The sequence below is a fragment of the Spirochaetota bacterium genome, from assembly GCA_017999915.1.
Lineage (GTDB): Bacteria > Spirochaetota > UBA4802 > UBA4802 > UBA5550 > RBG-16-49-21.
Genome location: JAGNKX010000007.1, coordinates 143,518 through 162,261, shown reverse-complemented (window position 1 = coordinate 162,261; position 18,744 = coordinate 143,518). Strand labels below are relative to the sequence as shown.

17 protein-coding genes are annotated in these 18,744 nt (G+C 56.3%); 2 read left to right on the top strand and 15 right to left on the bottom strand.

Annotated features, from left to right (window positions below; all coding sequences use genetic code 11):
* Positions 1-13: 13 nt before the first annotated feature.
* From KA369_11995 to KA369_11965, 7 genes are all read right to left on the bottom strand, one after another.
* Positions 14-5,206 carry a SpoIIE family protein phosphatase gene (locus tag KA369_11995; GenBank protein ID MBP7736688.1) on the bottom strand — a complete coding sequence of 1,731 codons (5,193 nt, stop codon included), beginning with the start codon at positions 5,204-5,206 and terminating at the stop codon, positions 14-16.
* Positions 5,207-5,425: 219 nt separating this feature from the next.
* The gene (locus tag KA369_11990) at positions 5,426-6,091 is read right to left on the bottom strand and encodes a lysoplasmalogenase (GenBank protein ID MBP7736687.1); all 666 of its coding nucleotides are present in this window, start codon (positions 6,089-6,091) and stop codon (positions 5,426-5,428) included.
* Positions 6,092-6,099: 8 nt separating this feature from the next.
* The gene (gene csrA / locus KA369_11985) at positions 6,100-6,357 is read right to left on the bottom strand and encodes a carbon storage regulator CsrA (GenBank protein MBP7736686.1); all 258 of its coding nucleotides are present in this window, start codon (positions 6,355-6,357) and stop codon (positions 6,100-6,102) included.
* Between the two features lie 4 nt (positions 6,358-6,361).
* Complete coding sequence (locus tag KA369_11980; GenBank protein ID MBP7736685.1) at positions 6,362-6,817, bottom strand: flagellar assembly protein FliW; 456 nt, start codon at positions 6,815-6,817, stop codon at positions 6,362-6,364.
* 91 nt (positions 6,818-6,908) lie between these two features.
* Positions 6,909-8,171: a flagellar hook-associated protein 3 gene (locus KA369_11975; GenBank protein MBP7736684.1), complete on the bottom strand. Its 1,263-nt coding sequence runs from the start codon at positions 8,169-8,171 to the stop codon at positions 6,909-6,911.
* A 3-nt stretch (positions 8,172-8,174) separates the two neighbouring features.
* Entirely contained in the window at positions 8,175-10,082 is a 1,908-nt protein-coding gene (flgK, locus tag KA369_11970) for a flagellar hook-associated protein FlgK (protein ID MBP7736683.1), read from the bottom strand.
* A gap of 11 nt (positions 10,083-10,093) precedes the next feature.
* Positions 10,094-10,594 (bottom strand): flagellar protein FlgN, encoded by a 501-nt coding sequence (locus KA369_11965; protein ID MBP7736682.1) that lies wholly within the window; start codon positions 10,592-10,594, stop codon positions 10,094-10,096.
* A gap of 443 nt (positions 10,595-11,037) precedes the next feature.
* Here KA369_11965 and KA369_11960 point away from each other — a divergent pair, with 443 nt between their 5' ends.
* Positions 11,038-11,361: a hypothetical protein gene (locus KA369_11960; protein ID MBP7736681.1), complete on the top strand. Its 324-nt coding sequence runs from the start codon at positions 11,038-11,040 to the stop codon at positions 11,359-11,361.
* Between the two features lie 16 nt (positions 11,362-11,377).
* Here KA369_11960 and KA369_11955 read toward each other — a convergent pair whose 3' ends face one another.
* The 6 genes from KA369_11955 to amrA all read right to left on the bottom strand — a co-directional run bounded on the left by KA369_11955 (position 11,378) and on the right by amrA (position 16,399).
* Complete coding sequence (locus KA369_11955; GenBank protein ID MBP7736680.1) at positions 11,378-12,466, bottom strand: hypothetical protein; 1,089 nt, start codon at positions 12,464-12,466, stop codon at positions 11,378-11,380.
* A gap of 89 nt (positions 12,467-12,555) precedes the next feature.
* Positions 12,556-13,218 carry an ABC transporter ATP-binding protein gene (locus tag KA369_11950; GenBank protein MBP7736679.1) on the bottom strand — a complete coding sequence of 221 codons (663 nt, stop codon included), beginning with the start codon at positions 13,216-13,218 and terminating at the stop codon, positions 12,556-12,558.
* Between the two features lie 58 nt (positions 13,219-13,276).
* Positions 13,277-14,629, bottom strand: coding sequence for an ABC transporter permease (locus KA369_11945; protein ID MBP7736678.1), 1,353 nt, complete (start codon positions 14,627-14,629; stop codon positions 13,277-13,279).
* 16 nt (positions 14,630-14,645) lie between these two features.
* The gene (locus tag KA369_11940; GenBank protein MBP7736677.1) at positions 14,646-15,095 is read right to left on the bottom strand and encodes a hypothetical protein; all 450 of its coding nucleotides are present in this window, start codon (positions 15,093-15,095) and stop codon (positions 14,646-14,648) included.
* Positions 15,096-15,167: 72 nt separating this feature from the next.
* Entirely contained in the window at positions 15,168-15,812 is a 645-nt protein-coding gene (locus KA369_11935) for a hypothetical protein (GenBank protein ID MBP7736676.1), read from the bottom strand.
* A gap of 8 nt (positions 15,813-15,820) precedes the next feature.
* A complete protein-coding gene (gene amrA / locus KA369_11930) occupies positions 15,821-16,399 on the bottom strand; it encodes an AmmeMemoRadiSam system protein A (protein MBP7736675.1) in 579 nt (192 codons plus the stop codon).
* A 305-nt stretch (positions 16,400-16,704) separates the two neighbouring features.
* Between amrA and KA369_11925 the strand changes: the two genes are divergently transcribed.
* The gene (locus tag KA369_11925) at positions 16,705-17,571 is read left to right on the top strand and encodes a hypothetical protein (protein MBP7736674.1); all 867 of its coding nucleotides are present in this window, start codon (positions 16,705-16,707) and stop codon (positions 17,569-17,571) included.
* Positions 17,572-17,592: 21 nt separating this feature from the next.
* Here KA369_11925 and KA369_11920 read toward each other — a convergent pair whose 3' ends face one another.
* On the bottom strand, positions 17,593-17,808 hold the full coding sequence (locus KA369_11920) for a hypothetical protein (protein MBP7736673.1): 216 nt from the start codon (positions 17,806-17,808) through the stop codon (positions 17,593-17,595).
* 110 nt (positions 17,809-17,918) lie between these two features.
* Positions 17,919-18,737, bottom strand: a complete 819-nt coding sequence (gene amrB, locus KA369_11915) for an AmmeMemoRadiSam system protein B (protein ID MBP7736672.1) — start codon at positions 18,735-18,737, stop codon at positions 17,919-17,921.
* Positions 18,738-18,744 lie beyond the last annotated feature (7 nt).

The following is an 18,744-nucleotide window of genomic DNA, read 5'->3' as shown; positions in this document are numbered from 1 at the left end:
GCGGGGTATTCTATCACCGCATCTCGACGCCGATGATGGTCACGTCGTCATTGGCGTTTATCCGGTCGGAGCCGGTGAAATCGCGCACGTCCTGTATGATGCTGCGGGCTATGATCTGCACCGGCTCGCGGGAGCATTTCCGTATGACCTCCCTCAGCCTCAGCTCGCCATACTCCTTCATGTCCAGGTCGAACTCCTCGTAGATGCCGTCCGAGAAGAGGACCAGCTTGTCGTCCAGGGATATGGGTATCTCGTCGCACCCGTAGGCGAGGTCGCGGCCGAACCCGACGATCTTGCCGGTCCGCTTCAGCACCGTGACATCGCCTTTCTGTATGATGTACTGGTCGGGATGGCCGGCGGAGGCGTACCGCACTGAGCGGGTATTGATATCGATGTCGACGATGATGCACGAAAAGAGCACCGACATGTTCCCGTAGCGGATGAAAAACTCCTTGTTCAGGATCCCCATCAGCTCCGAGGGAGCGATATGCTGATACTTGAGCTTTTCATATTCGCTCTTAATGAGCATCGTAACCAGGGCCGCCTGTATCCCGTGGCCGGTGGCGTCCGCGAGGAGCACGCGCAGTATCCCCGGCTTTATCTCCACGATATCATAGATATCTCCGCCCACCTCGCTCATCGGATAAAAACGGATATCGAGGGAAAATCGCGAATCCTGGCCCAGCCGGCTCTGCAAGATATTCTCCTGGATGCGCCGAGCCAGGGAGATGTCCTCCTGGATCGTCTGATACGCGCGGTTAACCTGTTCATAGGCGTATTCCAGGGCCATGGTCCTCTCCTTCACCTTGTCCTCGAGCTTGGCGTAAAGGCTCGCGTTGTCTACCGAAATGGCCACGTACGAGGCCAGTGTCTTCAGGAGCTCGATCCGCTCTTCGGTGAAGGCCTGGGTGGTCAGGCTGTTCTCCGCGTAAAAGATCGCGGTCAGCTTTGCCTGGGACATGATGGGCAGGCAGAGGACGCTCTTGCAGCGATTCTTCCGTATGTACGGATCGTTCACGAACAGGCCCATGTTGGCGGCGTCGTTGAGAACGAGGTTTTCCATGGTGCGGGCCACGTAGTGCACGATGGCCGACGATATCTCCCCGCTGGCATAGATGGGTATGCTTTTCAGCACCTCGATGCGCCCCGTGGCGATGTCGCCGCTCGCCTCGATGACCAGGGCCCCGTCCTTTTCCATTATGAGGGCCCCCTTCGTCGCGGCCGCGCATTCGCCTATCACGATGGTAAGCTTTTTCAGGAGCTTTTCCAGCACGATCTCTCCGGAAATGATCTGGGTCGTCTTCAACAGCATGGTGAAGTCGATGCCCTGTATGCCCGATGAACTGCTCGAATGATCCTTGTGCGATTCACGGGACGCCGCCAGGTATTCACCGCTGATGAATTGGGGATATTCCCGGCCTATCCTGTGGGCAACCGCCGCGGAGCCGTATTTCGTATAGCAGTAATGGGCCTCAACCAGGTACGCCCGGGCGATGAATTCATTGCCTCGGAAAAGGTGGAACATCGCGGCGCGCTCGTTGCCGATAGACTCGCAGAGCAGGGAATTGTTGGCCCGCGCCTCCTTGATCGCCTCGCCGTACAGGTCGGCTGCGCGGGAGTACCTGCCCCGGGCCGCCGCCACTTCGGCCCTGACCAGGAGATACATGGAACGGTAGTTTTCCGGGCAGTTATGGGCCCACTTCCCGAGGCGGCGCTGGTTTTTCATAACCTGAATCAACCGGCTGCGCCTGGCGCCCTCCGGCAGGCCGGGAATGGACGCGACCAGCGAAAGGGAGTGGAAGAAATAATAAAACACGACATTGGTCTGGCCGAACAAGACGTCCCTCATGGTGTCCTTGACGATGGCGGCTATCCCGAGGGCATCATCGTACTCGCGTGCATGGTACAATGAGATCATCTTATAAATGTAATAACTGTGCAGGGTGACCCGGTATTGCCTGATCTTCTCCACGAATTCCTTCTCGTTGAATTCATCATCGCTGTAATCCGAGATCGACCGGGTCCTCGACTTCTGGCTCAGGATATAGCGCTGCGCCATGATGAACTCGAAGATGAACTCCTCGTTCTTCACCCGGTAAACGAAATCCCTGTAACCCGCCAGGTCATTGTATATCTCATCCAGGTCTCCGCCGTACCTGATCCGGTATTGGATGCTGTTTATTGCCGAGTATACCGCAAAATTGAGGTCGCCGGTCTCGACTCCCACCCGGTATGACCTGTTCAGGAGATCCAGTGTCCGGGAATAGTGCTTTCTCCAGTGGCTGACCAGAAACCCGAAAATAAAGAGGAGCCGCGGCTCCAGGTCAGCATTCTTATATTTATCGTTCAGCTCAAGGGCCAGCATGCCATACCGGTAGGCGGATCCGTACCTGCCCATGCCGGACCCCAGTATCAGGGCGTAGGACAGGTAGGCGAAGGAGGCGATCTTCGAGTTTCCGTGCTCCAGGGTCAGGTTCACAAGCTTCATGGCCAGGAAGGCAACGACGTCATTGTCGACGAAATAGGCGGCGGTCCCCGTATTCATGCAGAGGGTCTGGATCATGGTGATCTCCGGATCCACGATATCAGGGGAATTGGCCAGGTCGTCGACGCGCCTCTTCCCCAGCTTGATCCTGGCCTTTGCCATTTCCAGGATGATATGACGGCGGCCCGGCCTCGGGGGTATCCTCATGCCGAAGAGCTTCAGGGCCTCAATGCCGTATTCCATTGCCAGGCGGTGCGAGCCCAGGCTTGTATACATGATGACCTTTTTATCGTAGACCCGGGCCCTGTCGATGGAGCCGCGGGCGCGATCGAGTATGTAATCCAGGTGCCCGAAGGCGCCGTCATAGTCCCCGTCCAGGTACTCGCATTCGGCCTTTTCGATATGAAGGTCATAGGTCAGCCGGTAATCAGACTCCCACGAGTCGCTTTCCAGCAACGCAATGCCGGACCTGAAATAATTCAGGGCCTCCGCGTAGGCGGTGGCCGATTTCGCCTTGTGCCCGGCCATGAGATTGAGGCGGGCGATCTCGATGCGCTCGTCCCGGGTCGAAGCCTGCGACGAACCGGCATTCATCTGGTTCACGATGTAAAAGATCTTTTCATGGAGCTCTTCATCCCTGACCCTGCCGATGAGCAGCCGGCCGATACGGTAATGCATCATGGACTCTTCGGCCGCGGGCAGAAGGGAATAGATCACCTCCTGTATCTTATCATGGAGAAAATAATAATACTTGTTGGAAAGATAAACCAGGCCCTCGTCGATGGCCTTCTGCAGATCAGAGAGGGCGTCATCGATATTCTTTCCCAGGAGGATGGCCATATCTTCAAGATCGAAGCGGTTCCCGATGCAGGCGGCGATCTTTAAGACATTCTGCGTTTCCGCATCCATGGCGGCAAACCGCTCCGTCATGAGCTCCACCACATTCTCGGATACCTGCATACCTATGATCCTTTCAATGTCCCATTCCCATCCCTCCGATGAGACGAACCGGAGGTAACGGCTGTCGTAGATCGCCCTGAGCAGGTTGACCAGGAAGAAAGGATTGCCGTTTGTCTTATTGTACAGCACTTCCGCAAGGGGGAAGACATCGCTTTTCCTGCTGTTGATGATGTAATAAAGATATTCGCTGATGTTTCCGGCAGTGAGAGGGTCCAGGGTGATCCTGCTTATCCTGTCGCTGAAACCGGCAAGGACTCCGGTAAGGGGATGGTCCGGACCGACTTCGGAATCGCGGAATGCCGCGATGAGAAGCAGGTACCCGGTGGTGTAATCGTTCATGAGCCGGGATATCAGCTGGAGGCTTGCCGCATCGGCCCACTGCAGGTCGTCGAGGAAGATCACCAGGGGATGCTCGCGTTTTGTGAAGACCCGGATGAATTCGCCGAGGACCAGCTTGAACCGGTACTGGGATTTTTCAGGATCGATTTCCGGGAGGTCCGGCTGGCGGTCGATGATCATCTCGAGCTCCGGTATCACGTCGATCATGACCCGGCAATTGCTTCCCAGGGCCCTCATAATGCAGTTCCTCCAGCGGGACACCCGCTCCTCACCCTCCGCCAGGATGCGCAGCATCAGCTTCTGAAACGAATGGATGAGGGCGCTGTAGGGCACGCTCTGCCGCGTCATTTCGTATTTACTGGAGATGAAATAGCCGTTCTGGCCGGCTGTCATCTTTTCCAGCTCACTGACCAGCGACGATTTTCCGACACCCTGGGGCCCGGTCACGACCACCATCTCCACGGCCCCCTGGCATACGCGGTTGAAGGCGTCCATCATCAGGGATTTCTCCCGTTCCCTTCCGATGAGGGCCCGGGGCAGGATGAACCTGTTAGAATAATCATCATGTCCCAGGTCGAACCGGTTGATCTTACGGTATTTTTTCAGCTGCCGGGCGCATTCCTCAAGGTCGGATTTGAGGCCGTAACTGCTGTTGTACCGGTCTTCCCCGTTCTTTGCCAGGAGCTTCAGGATGATGTCCGAGATTATATCCGGTATATCGCCGTTGAGCCGGTCCGGCGGCACCGGCTCCCTGGCTATGTGGCAGTAGAGTATATCGAGGGGATCCTTGGATGTGAAGGGAACGGACCCGGTGAGCATCTCATAAAAGCTTACGCCGAGGGAATAGAGGTCGGTCCGGTGATCAATGGGCCGGTTGATCCTCCCGGTCTGCTCGGGCGACATGTACGGGAGTGTCCCGGAAATGATCCAGGGGTCGTATATGTTCTCATGTTCCCGCCCCAGGAGGGACGATATCCCGAAATCGGTTATCTTGACCTCGCCCGTCGACGTGTTGTACAGCAGGTTGTGGGGCTTGATGTCCCTGTGGATTATCTTGTTCTCGTGAATGTAGCCGAGAGTTTCGGCAACGAGCACCGCGACCTCCAGGAACTCCTCGATGTCGAATCTTCGCTTGTTGATGATTTCCTTGATCGAGACGCCATTGAAATCCTCCAGCACCATGGCGATGCGGTCCTTCTCTTCGATAAGGCCGTAGGTCTTGATGACGCCGTCGATCCTCACCGCCTTGATGAGCTCATATTCTTTCTTGAAGCGGGCGATATCCGAAAGGGAGGGATTGGCCTCGCGGATTATTTTCAGTATAACAGGCAGGTTGTCGCTTTCACGTATGCCCCGGTATACTACGGACTTCCCGCCCTCGGCTATTTTCTCTGTCAGTGTATATCCGCTTAATATACTCATATCAGTGCCGAACCCGAAAGCCAAACAACGCCGATTGATATTGTCAGACATTCGCCGGCGTTCTGTAATAGTTGTACAGAATATTCGGTAACGCGTCCACTAATATTTGGATTTTAAAGCGATAATATGGCTTTTTTACCACAGCCGCCCGTGGGGGCGTGGGAGATATTACTCGATTCTAGATAAAATGGCGGTAGGAGGGATGCATTATCACACGAATCAGCTGAAACAGGAAAGGGCGATCAGGAATTGTCCCGGAGCGTACACGGCCCACACGATGACCGATTCCCGCCTGTGGGGCTTAATGAAGGAAAGATAGGCAAGTAAAAAATCGGACATGACGAAGAGGAGCGCCCCAACGATGAGTAGAACCTCTTTCCGGGAGAAATCCTTGTTGAATTGAGAGAGTGCGAAGAAGAGCATGGTGCAGAGCACCACGGCGTACACCAGGATGGGGATCCGGAGCTTTCCCACGGCCCCCCTGATGCCGCGGTAAAACATTGCCAGGATGACCAGCAGCACGGAGGCGACGGCCACGTTCCACCCGCTGAAATCATAATCCAGCGAGAACGCCGCGATGTACATGACGTGGCCCATCATGAAGTAGACGATCCCCTGCTCCATCAGGCTCACCTCGACCACCATGAGCATGGTGTCCGCGACGATGGAGCATATCAGCGCCGACAGCACCAGCACGCGGTAGGTCGTAATGCCGCCGTCATGCATCGACAGGATCACCAGGCCCGCGATGATGGCGGTGACCAGGGGTGTGAAGACGTACTTGAGCTTTATTATTTCGTGATAGGTGACATACTCGCGGGCGGTAAAAACCGCCGCGAGGGCGATGATGAGGTACGGGAAATAGGGTATGGCGAACAGATCCATCGCGCCGGCTATTTTTTCTCCATCTCGTCTTTGCCCTTTTTGAAAATCTCGGAGATTTCCTTCAGCTCCTCGGCCTTGAACGTCGAATCCATGGCGGCGATGTTTTCCTTCCTGATCTCGTCATAGATCTCTTTCCGGTGAACGGTGACCCTCTTGGGAGCGCGGATGCCGAGCTTGACCTGGTCGCCTTTAATGTCGATGATGACGACCTCGATATCGTCGCCGATCATGATGCTTTCGTTCAATCTGCGTGCCAGTACCAGCATACCATTAACCCTCGGCGGCCTTTTTCATCTCATCGAGTATCCTGTGCCGCACGCTGTACCTGTCGCTCAGGGATATCGCCTGCCTGCCGAGCCTCTTCTGGGGGTTGATGATGATGGGCCCCTGGAGGTTCGCGGTCATTTCCGACGGGTTTGACGGTATGGTGACGATGGCGAAGACGATCAGGTGCTCCGCCGTGTCGGCGCCGACCGCCTCGATATCGTTCATGGACACCACCAGCTCGTATTCGCGCATGAAATCCACCGGGCGTATGATGACAAAGGCCAGCCCCGGCTCTTCATAGGCCTGCAGCCATTTCAGCGGGGAATTCTCGTCATGGGCGTCCAGGAGGACGAATTTCCTGACGTCGTCGAAACCGAGGATTCCGTCTGGGAAATCGATCACCTGCTCATCCCTTATCTCAATTTCGCCGAAAGGCCTGGTTTTGATTTTAATGCTCAAAAACGATCTCCTTTTGCAAGCGAGGTCACGCGACCTCGCCTTCGTAAGACATTCTATGTCAATTCGACTCAACCATGCAACAATTTTTTTCCTACCGGAGGAAATCCATCAGGGTCGGCATGATCGATTTCGCCCCGATCGCCAGGGCGTACCGGTGGACGCTCTCCAGCCACTTGAAGTTCATGATGGTTTCCGCGTAATCGATCCCTTCCGTGTTGGCGAGCATCGTGGTGACGTTTCCCTTGTCGTACTCGGTCCGCCTGGCCAGCTCCTCCACCCTGTTCGTCTTCGCGCCCATGGCCGAGACGTGCTTCAGGATGTTCTCCAGGCCGAGGTCGATGAGGCCCAGGTCCCGGCCGCCGATCAGCTCCTGGTCGCCCCTGACCAGGTCGTCCCTGAGCTGGATGACCATCTCGAATACGGACATGCCGCCGATGGTGACCGTGGGGTCGATGTTGTTGGGAGGCTCCGGGAAGTTGGGATTGAGCATACCCAGATCTTTTAAAACCGTGCCGCTCCCCACGTCCTCCAGCCATATCTGGTGAGGCGTGGTCGACTCCATGATCAGGTTGTTGCGCCCGCCCTTGGAGGCGCGGATGCTCAGCCCCGCGTTATTCAGCTTGTCTATGATGATATCGATGTTGTCGCCGGCCGATATGTTGATCTCGCGGCCGTCGATCTTGACGGACTGGTTGGTGGGGGCCGTGTAGGCCGCGACGTCCTTGTTGGACGTGAGGATCTGGTTCGTCGCCCAGAAGACCTCGTTCCCCGGCACGCTCACGTCCATGTACTCGCCCTTGGACACCTCTCGCTTCATCTTCCCGATGTTGCCGCGATACTCGACGCCGATCATGGCGTCGCCCTGGTTCCCGGCGGTCAGGGTCTGGTAGATGGGGACCCAGGGATTCGGCTGGTCCTCGGTGCCGGTCTGGTGACCGCCGAAGACGGACCTGCCGGTGGCGCCCTTGGTGTTGGCGATCGCCACGAGCTCGTCCAGGAGCTGGTTCACCTCCGTGGCCGCCGCCTCCTTCAATTCAAAGGAAGTGTAGATGCCGTTGGCCCCCTGCACGGTGAGCACCCTGATCCGCTGGAAGATGCGCAGCGTCGACTGGAGCGCGGTGTCCACCTCGTCGAGCCTGGACTTGCTCTCGTTCAGGTTGCTGGTGAACTGGTCGAGCTCGGTAAGGCGGGTGCGGTAGAGCATCTGGTTCGTGCTGGCGATGGGGTTGTCCCGCGGCATATTGACGCTTTTCCCCGTGGCCAGGGTGTTCTGTATGCGGTCCATCTCCGACTGGTGCCGCTGCAGGTTATAGTTCATGGTGTTGTTGATCATCTGGTTGGTTATGCGGTTCATGCGTTATACCCCCATCCTGTTAATTATGGTATCCAGCATATGGTCCATCGTGGTGATAACGCGCGCCGCGGCATTGTATCCGTGCTGGAACGCCACCATGTTCGACATCTCCTCGTCAAGGTTCACTCCCGATATCGATTCGCGGAGATTGACCAGGTTCTTGAGAAGGGTCTCCTGGTTCTTGACCCGGTCCTTCGCCTCCTCCCCCTGGGTCCCCGTCCGGGAAATGACCGCGGTGTAGAAGTCGTTGAACGTGGTATTGGTGTCCACCATGGCGTTCTTGTGCCGTATATGTGCTATCCGGAGCGCGTTGCTGCCATCGCCGATTCCGTTCGACGTGTTCACATCGCCCGTCCCGCCGACATCCTTGCCGCGGGCCGCGCTGATCCGGTCTACGTCTGCTATGATCGTGTCCGAAACGGCCATGTGGGCCGCCGGGTTGAATTTGGGCGTGATCGTGACATGCTCCCTGCTCGGGAGGAACTTTATGATATCGTTGACCCGCCGGTAATCGAAAGATCCCTGGGGCCCGGACTGCTTCAGTATCCCGGTGAGCCCCACCAGGAACTGGCCGGAATCCTCCAGGTGCCTGATCATGAAATTCTTCCTGTCCATGTCCTGGGCCGTGGTGGCCTTGAGGGCCAGCTGGCCGTTGTGGTTCATGTATGCCACGACGCCCATGTGCGCGTCGTTTATCTTTTTTATGATCGTGAGGGCCGTGTCAGAGGCGCTGTAGTCGATCTGAACGTTCGATTCGAGCTCCGTGTTGTTCACGAAGGTGAGGGTGCCGTTGATGCCGATGGCGGCCGACGCGTCTATCCTGTTGTTCCCGGAGACCTTGAAGATGGCGGTCACGTCGTTCACCCCGTCGTTGGTCAGGTCGAAATTGCCGTCAACGTTGTCGCTGATGACCAGGTGCCTGAAAAAATCGACATTGGTCTCGTTGCGCCTGCTGAAGCCGTCGCGGTGCACCTCGTTGGTCAGGTCCACGAGATTGATCGCGAAGGAGTTGATATCGTTGATGTTCTGGCGGATGACCTTGTCCCTGATATCGATGAGGCTCGCGATCTCGCCGTGGCGGATATCGACGTCCCGGCCGGAATCTTTCCACACGACCTTGAAGAGTCCGTCGTTCGTCTGGTCCATCTCGAGAGCCAGGGGATGGAACACCTCGCCCTGGACAAAGTTCTCGCCGCTGATGTAGACGATGGTCTCGTCCTTGTCGCTCCTGCCCACGCTGATATTCACCAGCTGCGACATCTTCTCGATGAGCGCGTCGCGGCGGTCCCTCAGGTCGTTGGGATTGTCGCCCAGGGCCTCGGCCTTGAGTATCCGCTCGTTCAGGTCGCGGATGTCCTTCCCGTACATGTTCAGCTGGTTGACCCTGCCCTCGATCTGCCGGTTCGCGTTCATCCGCAGATCGTAGAGCTGGTTGTAGGCGTAGTTCACCTCGTGTGACAGGTTGACGGCCTTCTCCTTCACGACCTCCCGCGTGGAGCGCTCCTCGGGGTACTTGGAAAGCTCCTCCCACGACTTCCAGAGCTCGTCGAGGCGGTTACGGACCGACTCCTCGGAAGGCTCGTTGTATATGGCCTCGATCTGGTACACGAACTCGTTGCGCACCTTCCAGTATCCGGCGTTGTTCTTCTCGACCATGATCCGGTCGTCGATGAAGCTGTCGCGGATGCGCTCGACGGAGGAGACGACGGAGCCCTGGCCGATGTTGCCCGGCGTGTTGGAGCGGTTCAGGGCCGGCACGTAAAGCGGGTCCGCCGCGGTTATCACAACGCGCTGGCGCGAATATTCCTTGTTCTCCGCGTTGGAGATGTTGTGACCGGTGGTGTGAAGGGCTTGCTGGTGGGTCATCAGCCCCTTCTTCCCTATTTCAAGACCCATGAATGTTGAATTCATCGCCGTGCTCCTTACGCTGTCTGGTTGAACAGGATGGAATTTTTCAGCTTTTCCTCTTCCCTGCCGTCGCTGCCGTACCCGGCATCCAGGGCGCCGTTCCTGCGCAGCCCCGTCAGCAGTATATTGTAATACTCCATGTTGTCGTTGATGAGGGCCCTGTTGGTTTCCTGCAGGCGCCCCAGCTTCATCATGACCTCTTTCAGGCCGCGGCCCAGGAGCCGCATGTTCTCGGAAACGGGTTGTTCAGCCGTGGCGGCCACGTCCGACAGGGTCACATTGTCCGTCCGGATACGCCGCTTTCTCATGTAGTCGCCGACCTGCCTGAGGCGCGCCGATTCCAGGTTTTCGATCATGGACAGGAGCCCCTCCTCCTCGATAGAAATTTTCTCCATGAGCTTGCCGTTATGTTCAACGATGGCCCCGGTCTTCTCTTTTTCAAGGGAGCAGAGCTTCTCGAAAAGGCCGGTTTCCTCCTTAAGTATTCTCAGCATTTCAGATATATGATGTTCCATGGCACATCTCCGAACAGGACATAATTGGATATACGTAATCATTTTTATAATCGGTAATAATGGGGCTTAAGATGAGAATAAATTAATGTCGCCGGTCGGATTTGTTATTCGGTTTGATTTTTGCATACATTGGGTGGTTTTGTGCAGCTTTATAATTAATTTATATTATTTAAACAGGAGGCATGGGTTGCTCCCGATCACAGGGGGCTGGAGGCTCCCGCCCGCCATGACTCGGCTTCGCTCGGCAACCGAGGATTCATAAAACATTTTTATTAGAGTTGATGCAAAACTAGGTATTTTAAAGGGGTCTAAGGGGCGTAGCCCCTTATAAGCCCCCCGCAGGGGGGGCCCTGCGAGCGCGAGACGCAGTTTTGCAACAAGTCTATTATATTAATAGACACAAAATATAGAATTAATTACTATTGATGAAAGGTAATACGCCAATGACAGACACCACCAACATCATAGATTCCGCCACGGCCGAAACTATACTGAAATGGGCCGTCACCATCCTGGTGGCCGGATTCATCGCCCAGTTCGGCAAGAAATTCGCCACATACCTGATTGAAAAGGTGAAAGCCGCCCGCAGCAGGAAAAAGGGAGAGGCCGGCGCCGTTTCCGGGGAAACCGGCGGCATTGCCGCGGAAACCGCCGGCGCCGACAGGGACCGTTCCCCCGCCGCGTCCCGGGCCGCGGCTGAAAAGGCCAGGTTGAAGATGGAAAAGAAGAAGCTGAAAAACGAGGCGAAGGCGCGGAAGAAAGAATAGGCTGCCTCTTGGCGGTCTAATCTTTTTTCAGCAATTCCAGGTACTCGTCGTAATTGACCTCGCTGATGGCGTCTATGTGCATGATCTCGAAACCCACCCTGATGGTGCCGCCTTCGTTGAAGATCGTGTTGCGCACGATGACCCCCATGGTGGCCTTGTTCGAATCCGGCAGGTGAAGCTCGATGACCGCCTGGGAATCCTTCACGAAATAGCGCAACTGCCGCCGGTCCCTGAAAACGATGCCAAGCCCTTTCTTGGAGACATCGGTCACGATGAACCTGTCCTGGGCGGGAACGAAGAGGTTGTCTTTCGTCATGTGCTCGTTGATCATGGCGGCAAGTCGTTTGACGACCGTGAGGTGGTTGTCGTCCATCGGCTTCTTGTTGTTGACCTGGATATAGCCGTAGGGTATGATATTCTTATAAATGAAAGGAACCGACGCCTCTGAAACGAGCTCCTTCTGGCTTGACAGCTTGTAGTCCTTCGAGTAAATCTCGCCCAGGTAGAACTGAAAATCCTTCTTGTCGGCTTCCGTCGGCTCCTTTTCCCGGTCCTTCATGAAGATGGGATTCCACGAGCCCATGAAGTACTTCATCCTGGCGTCGATCCTCGATTCATTCATGAAAAAAACGCGCGCCCTGTTGAACTTTCCCTTGAGATCATCGGCAATCTTTTCCTTTATGAGGGTGATCCTTTTTTCATTTGATTCAAGGGCCCCCTGTATCATCGATTCGGATATGAGGTTGGTCGCGTACAGTATGTTCTTGCCGTCGGCCGCGCTGACGCTGGTCCGCTCTTCCCTGCGCGCCTCGGATATGACCTGGAACTTCATGGGAAGGAAGATAAAGGTATCCTCGTTTCGCTCGATGGACTTCAGGCTGGCATAGATGGTGTTTTCTCCCATGCGGGTGAGAACGACAATGGTTTCGGGTACGTTCTTGACCCTGGGTATCCGAAAGGCCACATTGCCGCTGCTGTAGCCGAGGAACTGGATCGCCAGGTCGCCGCTCTTGGTCTTGATGAAGACATCCCTGCCGGAGTAAAACTTCTTGAATATCTCCTCGAACTGGCCGCTGTCGGATATTGTCTTGATTGTTTCAGCCATTAATGACCCGCCGCCGGCGCGGCCGTATCACCGCGCCCTGTTATAACCATATTATATGGAATATCCACAAAAAAAGCCACCGAAAAACATCATTCTATCTTGCCGTCTATCAGGGTTATGGTTTTCCCGGTCCGGGCGGCAATGTCACGGTCATGGGTCACGATCACGATGGTGGTGCCCTCCTCCCTCCCCAGGTCAAGGAGCATGTCGGTGAGCATCCGGGAATTGGCCTGGTCGAGGTTGCCCGTCGGCTCGTCGGCCAGGAGGATGTCCGGTTTGCCCACGATAGCGCGGGCGATGGCGACCCGCTGGCACTCGCCGCCGGAGAGCTCCGACGGCTTGTGATGGGCGCGGTCCGCCAGGTTGAACCGGTCGAGGAGGGACAGGGCCCTCGACCTGGCCTCGCCCTTCTTGGCCCTCCTGATCATGAGGGGGATCATTATATTCTCCAGGGCGGTGAACTCCGGAAGAAGGTTGTGGGACTGGAAGATGAAGCCGATGTGCCTGTTCCTGAACCCGGAGAGGTCTTCCACGGAGAGATTGGTGATGTCCCTGCCCATCACGGTCATGGCGCCGTTCTGAAAGTAATCCAGGCACCCGATGATGTTCAGCAGGGTCGATTTTCCGGCCCCCGAGGGGCCAACGATCGAAATGATCTCCCCTTTGCCGATCTCCAGGGAAACCCCCTTGAGGACCCTGAGGGCGCTCCTGCCGAAGCCGTATATCTTCTCGATGTTCTCCGCTTTTACTATGACGTTGTTCTCCATCGTCCGATCCTATGATCCGCCTGAAATTAGCGCTGCGCCGCCCCTATTCATACCTGATGGTCTCCACCGGCTGGAGCCGCGATGCGCTCCAGGCGGGAAAAATCGCCGCGACGGTGCAGAGGAACACGGCGACGATGGCGATGAACACCACCAGCTCCGGGTTGACCTCCGTGGGGATCCCCTCGATATAGTAGACATGGCTCGGCACCAGGTTTATCCTGGTGTAGATTCCCATGTTGAAAATGCCGTAGATCCAGCCCATGATCCCGTTGATGGCGCCCTCGACCCACCGGATGATCGCGTCGAGGTTGAGGGCCGCGGCTATGCCACAAATGACCCCGAGGAGGGACCCTATGATGCCTATAAAAAAGCCTTCCAGGATGAAGATAACCATGATGGAGTTCGGCTTGGCCCCCATCGATTTCAATATGCCCACGGCCTTGCGCTTTTCCATCACCACCATGACCAGGGTTCCCATGATGGTGAACCCCGCCGAGATGATGACCAGGAAGAGTATTATCATCATGATGAGCTTTTCCAGCTGGAGCGCGTAAAAGAGGTTGCGGTTCTTTTCCTCGGCGGTCATGGTGAGGTACTCGTACCCGAGGAGGGCGTTGATCCGCTCGGACACCCGCGCCGCCCGGTACACGTCCCGGATCTTGATGCCGATCCCGGTCACCGCGTCGCCGATCTCAAAAAGGCGCTGGGCCTGCGGGAGCGAAAGGATGACCAGCTTGGTGTCATAATCGTAATACTCGGTCTTGAAAAAGCCGATCACCCTGAACTGCTCCATGCCGGGGGTAAGGCCGGTCCGCAGGGCCAGGGCGCCCTTGGCCACGATCAGCTCGATTGAGTCGCCGATGAGGATGTTATTGTTCGTCGCCATTTCCTGGCCGATGAAGACGGACCGCGTGTTGAAGAACTCGGCCACGGTTTTTCCCGAAAGGCGGCGCTTCCCTTTCTTGGAAAAATCGCCCGCGTCTTTTATGATGAACTTGGCCACATCCGGAGGGATGACGCCGTTCCGGCCGATGCCGCGGACCATCACCGGCGAGATGGTGGAGCCGAGGCGGATCATTCCCTGGGACATGATGTAAGGATCGGCGGAGCGGACATCCTCGATGCTTCTGATCTTCCCGACCAGGGACTCGTAATTGCGGATACCGCTCCCCTCGGACGGCCCGTACATGTTCTGCACGGTGACATGGGAATCGACATCGAGGATCTTGTCCTTGATGGCGGCCTGGAAGCCGTTCATGACGGAGAGCACCACGATAAGGATGAAGACGCCCAGGAACACGATCAGTATCGAGAGGAGCGTGTTGGTGGACACGATGCCCTGGCTCTTCTTGGATTTCAGATACCGGAATCCGATGAATAATTCGTACAGGCTCATTGGTCGGCGCCGCCCCTTACCGCTCGATCCTGATGATCTTGCGGTTCCACATGAGCCAGCCCTTCTTCGGCCGGTCTTCTCCAACGTAGAAGATGAAATCGACGTCGCCCCGCAGGAGCCGCAGCGGCTTCCGGTCTCGCCGGCGCATCTCGGAGCATTCGAACTGCACGTTCCGTTTTATGTATGATTTCCCGCGGTGGTCCTTGAGGACATTGTCCTCGTGAAGCTTTTCCACGTCGGTCACCATCAGGTCGGCGTAATAGGTGTCACGGAACATTTCCCGGAACACGCCCTCGCTTTTCGGATAGGCCTCGCAGGAGGCGTAATCGTTGTAATTCAGCGACTCTATGGCCCGGGCCCACTTGGCGAAAATGTATTCAGGCTCCGCGAACTTCTTTTCTTTTTTGCAGGAGAAAACCGCAAGGGTTAGAAGCGGAATCAAAAACAGGATGATAGATTTTTTCATCAAACGCTCCGATAACAATCAAATGCATGTAAGCGCGGCTTCGAAACCGCGCTTGCTGATGCCCATCATGGGTCATCGGCCGGTTCCGTCAAGAGGGTTTTGCCCGTTCCATTCCGAATAATTCCTGTCCGCCTCGAAGCGGCACGGCGGTACCAGGACCGGGAGACCCTGGACGCCGATACAGGAGCCGGCGTCCCAGTCGTCGGGAGGCGGGTCCGGAATGAGCACCAGGTAGAGAACCGTATCCCTGTAGTCCACGGTCCCCGCCATGTCCTCGATGCCGATCTTCGCGAAGAATGCGTCGCCGCCCCGGAGCACCCCGCTTCCCAGCACCTCCACGCCGCTTGCCCTGTTCTTGATCACCTTGTAATTGATGTAGGCGAACTCCTTCCTGAAGGGCGACAGCTGCATCTTGCAGTATGCATCGTCGGAAACCCGCGCCGCTATCCATACACTGTCGTGACCGGAAGGAATCCTGAACCGGCCTGCCTGCTGGAAGCTGTTTTCCTTGATCTCTTCGCCTGCGTCAGGGGGCCGCTTGCCGCCGGCGGAATAATACAGGGACGTTGTAACCGCGCTCTCCGCGCTCCCGTCCCTGCCGTACCAGAGGCCGCAGTAGGCGTATTCGGCGCGAAGCTTCTTCATGTCGATCCGGATCACGTCGCCTTCGACACCCTTGAAATCATCCGGTATGACTGATATGATATCTTCAAGCATGGTGGATGTTACTCGCTTTTTTCTTTGATTAATCCCAATTCCTTCTCGCCGAAGACCTGGGCTGAAAATTTCTCGATCTTGGTTCCCTTCTGCTGCCACGCACTGCCGGGAAGGCCCGCCTTGTAGCAGGTATTGACGAGGAACATCTCCAGGTCCCATCCCTGCTCGGTCGGGACCTGGGGAAGCAGGAGCCCCGAATTGTAGCCGCGCGATATGATCAGGCCGTCCCTCCCAACCTTGATCTCCGAAACGCTTTCCACCGGCTCAATGGGAGACAGCACCGATATTTCGATATCAATGCCGCCGTACTCCTCTTTCCTGAGCGGCGGGAAGCGCGGATCATTGAAGGCGGACGCCTTCGCCATGTCCGTGATTGTCTCCGGAATATTTTTCACTCCCTTGATATATCCGATGCAGCCCCTGAGGCGGCCTCTTACATGGAGGGTCACAAAGGCCCCGCACTTTTCCGCGTAGATGGCGTCGTTGAATTCGAGTCGTTCACCTGCATCCAGCCCAAGCTCCTCGGCTATGGTATTTCTCGCCAGTTTCAGCAGCTTGACCTGTTGATCCTTATCAAGTTCTATCATGGCATTGCCTCCGGCAGGGGTCCATGCCCCTTTTATTCAAAGGCTGGCACGCTTTACAGCAATTATCAGCATTATTGATATCCTTGCGGGAATGTCAATTATTATTGCTGTAATGCCCCGGACCGGGGCGAGGTTTGACCGAGAGTCGGTCGGCATTATTGCGAGGGGACCATAGCCCCGGGTTTAAACCCGGGGCTATGGTCCCCTCGCATTACAATGTATCCATACTCACATCTAAATAAAAATATTGATTTTATTAAACATCTTTATTAATAGTGAATCATCATATATCAGGTGATAATACAATGAAAAATGAAAACTACCACAGTCTAGTTCAAAAGTCTTTAATCATCGCCATGACTCTCACGACCATAATCGCGTCACAATTGTCACACCATGGCATGGCTAAAGAAGCATCATCCCCTGTCACCTACTACATCGACGCCAGGGGAGTCTTCACACTGACCCCTCCGCCGGCTTCGACAGGGTATCTCCTCCCGCTGGAGGGTGACTGTTCCCTTCCGGCCCTTATGGTCAGGATCGCAAAGAAAAACGCCGGGTTAAATCCCAGGCAGATTACTTATATCATGAAGGGAAAGAAATTCAATTTCAAGTACATCCTTAAGGACGGTCCGGGGGAATATTCCGTGACGATCTTTGGGAAAAAATCGGTTTCCGCGCTGAACCTTAACGGCCTCTGCGCCTTTAATGTACGCTCCGACAGGGCGTTGCCGAACGACTTCAGCAGCCTCGACATCGGCGAGAGCATCCTGTCCTATGCGAAGAGCTCCATGGGAAAGACCGTGGGGTCCGGCGAATGCTGGGACCTGGCGCAGGAGGCCCTGGACGCAGCCGGGGCCGACTGGAACCGGCCCTTCCAGTTCGGCCGACTCCTCGACCCGGACAGGGATGAGATAAGGGCCGGAGACATCATCCAGTTCAAATCGGTGAGGATCGAGAAGCGGCTCGAAAACGGCGGTAAAATGTTTCGCACCCTGGGCGCCCCGGATCACACGGCGATCATCCTCGCCGTTATAGAGAAGAAAAAATTCAAGCTCGCCCACCAGAACACTGACGGCAAAAGGTTTGTCATAACCTCAGAGGTCGACCTAAACGGCATGATATCGGGAAAATTCTGGATATACCGGCCCGTTGCGGGGATCGTTCGGTAAACTGCGGGTTTAAACCCGCAGCTATTTGTACTTCTCCAGCACCGCCCTTCTCTCATCCTCCGGCAGCGAGGAGATATAGCCCTTCCACCCCGGGCAGAACCGGATGTGCCATTTCCACAGTCGCCCCGTCAGTGATGCCGGATCTTTGTCATAATTTTTCCGGGCCGGGCAATCGGCGCATCCCTTCTTTCCCGTATCGCCCCCTGAGTCTCCCGAAGTGCCCCCCGAGCAGCCCATGCCCAGCGAAAGGACAGCCATGGCGGCGATGATGCCGGCGCCGGAGAGGCGCAGGTATTCCGCCCGTGTCAATTTTTTACCTTTTTCTTTCATATCCCCTCAACCTCTATTTATTTTACGAAGGCCGCCGCCAGGTACCCCACCACCTGGTCCTTTGATCCGGCCGTGTCGCCGGAATTGGCGTACTTCAAGATTTCAACGTTTTTTGCCCCCAGGAGCCGGCACAGCACCATTCCGGTAAGGACCGGCCCTTCCCCGCAGGCCTCGGCCTTGCCGCTCGATATGACATCCTCCACCTTCTTCTCGTCAAAGGAGCTCAGGGCGTCGCTGAAGCGCTTGTCCAGCGTCCGGGCGGCGTCGTAGGGATGATAGTGCGAAAGGTCCGTGGATATGACGACCGCGTACTTCCGCTTTTCATCCGCCAGGGCCGCGTGGATCCCTTCGGCTATGCCGCGGCAGACTGTTATGTCCACGGTGCCGATGATGATGGGAACCAGGCTAAAGCTTTTCAGCACCTTCTGCAAAAAGGGGACCTGCACTTCCAGGGAATGCTCGAGCTCATGGGCCTCCTTGATGGTCCCGAAATAATCGCGGCCCCTGAGCCTGGATCCGATCTCGGCGTCGATGGCGACGTCGCCCAGGGGAGTTTCAAAAACGCCCTCGGCAAGGATGGCCGCGCCATTGAAACGGGCCCGGTGCGAGGGCGCCAGCACGATCACCAGCTCCGTGTCGGCCGGTATCCGGTGGAAGGCATAGGCCGCCACCGGCCCTGAATACACGTACCCCGCGTGGGGCGATATGACGCCCACGACGTTTTCCCCGGAGGCAGCTCCCTGCGCTTCAGCCAGGAATGAATCGATCATCACGCCGAGGCGCTGCGGATTTGAAGGATAGAATGACCCTGCCACGGCCGGCTTTCTTCGGTACATAGCACAC

Coding starts and splice junctions, on each gene's coding strand:
- csrA (MBP7736686.1), bottom strand. CDS start 6,357: ATGCTGGTACTGGCACGCAGATTGAACGAAAGCATCATGATCGGCGAC.
- amrA (MBP7736675.1), bottom strand. CDS start 16,399: ATGATAGAACTTGATAAGGATCAACAGGTCAAGCTGCTGAAACTGGCG.
- flgK (MBP7736683.1), bottom strand. CDS start 10,082: ATGAATTCAACATTCATGGGTCTTGAAATAGGGAAGAAGGGGCTGATG.
- KA369_11995 (MBP7736688.1), bottom strand. CDS start 5,206: ATGAGTATATTAAGCGGATATACACTGACAGAGAAAATAGCCGAGGGC.
- KA369_11945 (MBP7736678.1), bottom strand. CDS start 14,629: ATGAGCCTGTACGAATTATTCATCGGATTCCGGTATCTGAAATCCAAG.
- KA369_11920 (MBP7736673.1), bottom strand. CDS start 17,808: ATGGGCTGCTCGGGGGGCACTTCGGGAGACTCAGGGGGCGATACGGGA.
- KA369_11925 (MBP7736674.1), top strand. CDS start 16,705: ATGAAAAATGAAAACTACCACAGTCTAGTTCAAAAGTCTTTAATCATC.
- KA369_11990 (MBP7736687.1), bottom strand. CDS start 6,091: ATGGATCTGTTCGCCATACCCTATTTCCCGTACCTCATCATCGCCCTC.
- KA369_11975 (MBP7736684.1), bottom strand. CDS start 8,171: ATGAACCGCATAACCAACCAGATGATCAACAACACCATGAACTATAAC.
- KA369_11960 (MBP7736681.1), top strand. CDS start 11,038: ATGACAGACACCACCAACATCATAGATTCCGCCACGGCCGAAACTATA.
- KA369_11935 (MBP7736676.1), bottom strand. CDS start 15,812: ATGCTTGAAGATATCATATCAGTCATACCGGATGATTTCAAGGGTGTC.
- amrB (MBP7736672.1), bottom strand. CDS start 18,737: ATGTACCGAAGAAAGCCGGCCGTGGCAGGGTCATTCTATCCTTCAAAT.
- KA369_11940 (MBP7736677.1), bottom strand. CDS start 15,095: ATGAAAAAATCTATCATCCTGTTTTTGATTCCGCTTCTAACCCTTGCG.
- KA369_11965 (MBP7736682.1), bottom strand. CDS start 10,594: ATGGAACATCATATATCTGAAATGCTGAGAATACTTAAGGAGGAAACC.
- KA369_11955 (MBP7736680.1), bottom strand. CDS start 12,466: ATGGCTGAAACAATCAAGACAATATCCGACAGCGGCCAGTTCGAGGAG.